Source organism: Sphingomonas bacterium, assembly GCF_903643035.1.
Classification (GTDB): domain Bacteria; phylum Pseudomonadota; class Alphaproteobacteria; order Sphingomonadales; family Sphingomonadaceae; genus Sphingomonas.
On sequence record NZ_CAHJWW010000283.1, the window covers coordinates 1 to 3,543 of the forward strand.

At 71.6% G+C, this 3,543-nt stretch carries 4 protein-coding genes; 2 read left to right on the top strand and 2 right to left on the bottom strand.

Annotated elements, in window-relative coordinates; genetic code table 11:
• Together HUV01_RS13875 and HUV01_RS13880 are read left to right on the top strand one after the other, a co-directional pair.
• On the top strand, positions 1–645 hold a 645-nt coding region (locus HUV01_RS13875; RefSeq protein WP_174298806.1), incomplete at its 5' end, for an SDR family NAD(P)-dependent oxidoreductase.
• 122 nt (positions 646–767) lie between these two features.
• A complete protein-coding gene (locus HUV01_RS13880; RefSeq protein ID WP_217431018.1) occupies positions 768–2,138 on the top strand; it encodes a DUF4910 domain-containing protein in 1,371 nt (456 codons plus the stop codon).
• A 71-nt stretch (positions 2,139–2,209) separates the two neighbouring features.
• Here the strand turns inward: HUV01_RS13880 and HUV01_RS13885 are convergent, their stop codons facing one another.
• Positions 2,210–3,067 carry a YsnF/AvaK domain-containing protein gene (locus HUV01_RS13885; protein WP_174298807.1) on the bottom strand — a complete coding sequence of 286 codons (858 nt, stop codon included), beginning with the start codon at positions 3,065–3,067 and terminating at the stop codon, positions 2,210–2,212.
• Positions 3,068–3,090: 23 nt separating this feature from the next.
• Positions 3,091–3,543 (bottom strand): OmpA family protein (locus HUV01_RS13890; RefSeq protein ID WP_254606666.1); only part of this gene is annotated, 453 nt, incomplete at its 5' end.

The window sequence follows — 3,543 nt, forward strand, 5'->3', positions numbered from 1 at the left end:
CGGCTGGCCGGCATGGGTGCGACGGTGGTGTGCGTCGCGCGGACCGCGTCGGACCTTGCGGAGACGACGCGGGCCGCCGCCGGCTGCTCCGGCCTGTGCGTCGACATCGCGGGGGACGGCGCGGCGGCGGCGATGGTCGCGGCGGTGCTGGAACGCCACGGCAGGCTCGACCTCCTGGTCCACGCCGCCGGGGCGCTGAGCGCCGGCACCGTGGAGGGGGTGCCGCCGCGCGAGGTGGAGCGGCTGTTCCGGGTCAACGTGCTGGCGCCCGTCGCGCTGACGCAGGCGGCGCTGCCCGACCTCCGGCGCGCGCGCGGGCAGATCGTGTTCGTCAACTCGTCGATCGTGCGCGCCGCCAACCTCGCCGGGCGCAGCCTGTACGCCGCGACGAAGGCGGCGCTGCGGGCGGTGGCCGACGGCGTCCGCGACGAGGAGAACGGCGCCGGCGTGCGGGTCGTCTCGGTGATGCCGGGCACGACGGCGACACCCGGGCAGGCGGCGATGTTCGCCGCCGCCGACCGGCCCTGCCGGCCCGAACGCCTGCTGCAGGCCGACGACGTGGCGCAGACGGTCTGCTCCGCCCTGTCGATGCCCGACACCGCCGAGCTGACGGAGCTGTTCGTCCGGCCGATGCTCGCCCCTTAGGTCGATATCGCAGATCATCCCGATGAGACATGGCCGGTGGCGACCGGCGCCCCTAGGCTCCCTGCAGTAGGTATTCGGAGCATCGCCATGGCATCGTCGCGCCTCGACCGCAGGGTTTCACGTTGATCGCGGCGCAGGCGGCCATGCTGCCCGACGCCGACGCCGACGCCGATACGGGGCCGGAGCTGCCCGAGGGTCCGGCGGAAGGGACGGGGGCGGCGCTCCACGCGCTGGCGGCGCGGCTGTTCCCCATCTGCCGCAGCATCACCGGCGACGGCGTGCGGCAAAGCCTGTCTATCCTGCGCGAATGGGCGGACATCCGGTTCATCGACGTGTCGTCGGGGATGCAGGTGTTCGACTGGACCGTGCCGGACGAGTGGAACATCCGCGACGCCTATATCGCGCGTGCGGGCGGCGAGCGGGTGGTCGACTTCCGGGTCAACAACCTCCACGTCCTGAACTACAGCATCCCGGTCCGCGGCCGCTTCACGATGGCGGAACTCCGCCCCCGCCTGCACACACTGCCCGATCAGCCGGACCTGATCCCCTATCGAACAAGCTACTACAACCCGAACTGGGGCTTCTGCCTCAGCCAGCGGCAGCTGGACGCGATGGGCGACGGCCCGTTCGACGTGGTGATCGACTCCTCGGTCGCGCCCGGCAGCCTGACGATGGGCGAGATCGTGATCCCCGGCGCGATCGAGGACGAGATCCTCGTTTCCACCCACGTCTGCCACCCCTCGCTCGCCAACGACAATCTGTCGGGCCTCGTCATCGCCGCCGCCCTGGCGGGACGCGCGACGCGAGCGCCGCTGCGGCACACGCTGCGCATCCTGTTCGTGCCGGGCACGATCGGGTCGATCACCTGGCTGGCGCTGAACGAGCATATCGTTCCCCGCATCCGACACGGCCTCGTGCTCACCGGGCTGGGCGACCGGGGCGCGTTCACCTACAAGAGGTCGCGGCGCGGGGACGCGGTCGTCGACCGGGCGGCCCGGCACGTGCTGGCGGATCGCCATCCCGGCAGCGGCGTGATCGACTTCTCACCATGGGGCTATGACGAGCGGCAATATTGCTCGCCGGGGTTCGACCTGCCGGTAGGACGCCTGTCGCGGTCGCCGCACGGCGAGTTCCCGGAATACCATACGTCCGCCGATGACCTGGACTTCATCACGCCCGCCGCGCTCGGCGAAGCGCTGGCCGCCGTGGAGGCGATCCTGTCGGTCGCCGACCGCGACGCGACGTACCGGGCCACCGCGCCCAAGGGAGAACCGCGCCTCGGCAAGCGGGGCCTGTACCGGACCACCGCCGGCCAGGGCGGGGCGGTCCCCGACGAGCTTGCGATGCTGTGGATGCTCAACCAGTCGGACGGCTCGCGCTCGACGCTGGACATCGCCGACCGGGCGAAGCTGCCGTTCGAAGCGATCCATGGCGCGGCCACCGCGCTTTCGGGCGTCGGCCTGCTCGACCGCCTGCCCGCCGCCACGGGCTGAACGACCCGCCCCGGCCCGACGAAGGCGACACCGCGCGAGAACGTCCCGCGCGGTGCCCGGTCCCGGTCGGTTCAGCCCTTGGCGTCGGGCCGGGCGATGTCTCGGTCAATCTCGACGTCGGTGCGGCGCACCGTGTCGTCGATCTGCTCGACATGCTCGTCGCTGGTCTTGGAGACGACCACTTCCTCGACGACGCGCGCGGTCTTGCCGATCACGGCCTCCTCGCCGGTCGCGGTCACGTCGATCGTCTGCTCGCGGAACGCGTCGCCATCGGCGGCCGACAGCGGCAGGTCGACCGCGCGGCGCTGGACGTCGATCCTCTCGTCGCGCAGGCGGATCTGCTCGTGGACCGGCACCTCGGTGACATAGGAACGCACCCGGACGCCGCCGCGATCGACCTCGCGCTTGCCGACCACCAGGCTCTCCTCGACGATGGGGATGACCTCCTCGCCGAGCGCGCCGGCGGACGCCGTGCCGGTGGAAGTCTCGCCGAGGGATGTCGCGCCGAGCGCGCCCGTGGGCACCGTGTCGTCGCCATAGCCTTCGGACAGCGAAACCGGCGGCGTTCCCGCCCAGCCCGACGACTTCCACTGCTGCGCCCGGTCGTCGAGGTCCACCGTGTCGGCCTCCTCCAGCACGCGCACCGCGTCCTCGACATGCTCCTCGCCGACATCGGCGGTCAGCAGGAAACCACCGCGCCGCACGCCTTCCTCATAGGTGTGGCGGTCATCGTCGGGCAGGAACGCGTTCCGGATCGAGGCCCAGATGCCGGGCTCGGCATGGGTCGAGGCAGCCGTGTCGGAATAGCCGGCGCTCGTCTTGTCATGGATGCCGATATGGCCGGCGTCGATGTTGGCCGCCTTCAGCCGGGCCTCGGCAGCCTCGGCATCGCGGCGCTGATCGAACAGGGCGGTGATGGTGCGGGTCATGGGTCTTCTCCGTGGGATCGGGATCAGTGGGAAACGACGACAAGCTCGGTGCGGCGGTTCTCCGCCTGGCCCGAAGCGGTGGCATTGGTGTCGACGGGGTCGGCCGCGCCGCCCGAGACGGTCTCGATCCGGCCGCCGTCGATGCCCTTGGCGACGAGCGCGGCCTTGACGGCGTCGGCGCGGCTCTTGCCCAGCGCGGCGTTCGCGGCGTCGGAACCGCGCGCGTCGGCATAGCCGGCGATGCGGACCTTGGCGGTGCCATATTGCTTCAACGTGGTCGCGATCGTGTCGATCTCACCCGCGTCGGCCGGGCGTATGTCGCTCTTGGCGGTGTCGAACTTCAGCTTCTCGAAGGTGAAGCTGCGCGGGGCCGCGTCGGTCCCGCCAAGATAGGTGTTCAGTCCCGAGACGCCGGCCAGCGCCGCCGACCGAGGAGCGCCGGCGGTGGACGCGACGACGCTGGCCGGCGTCGCCGC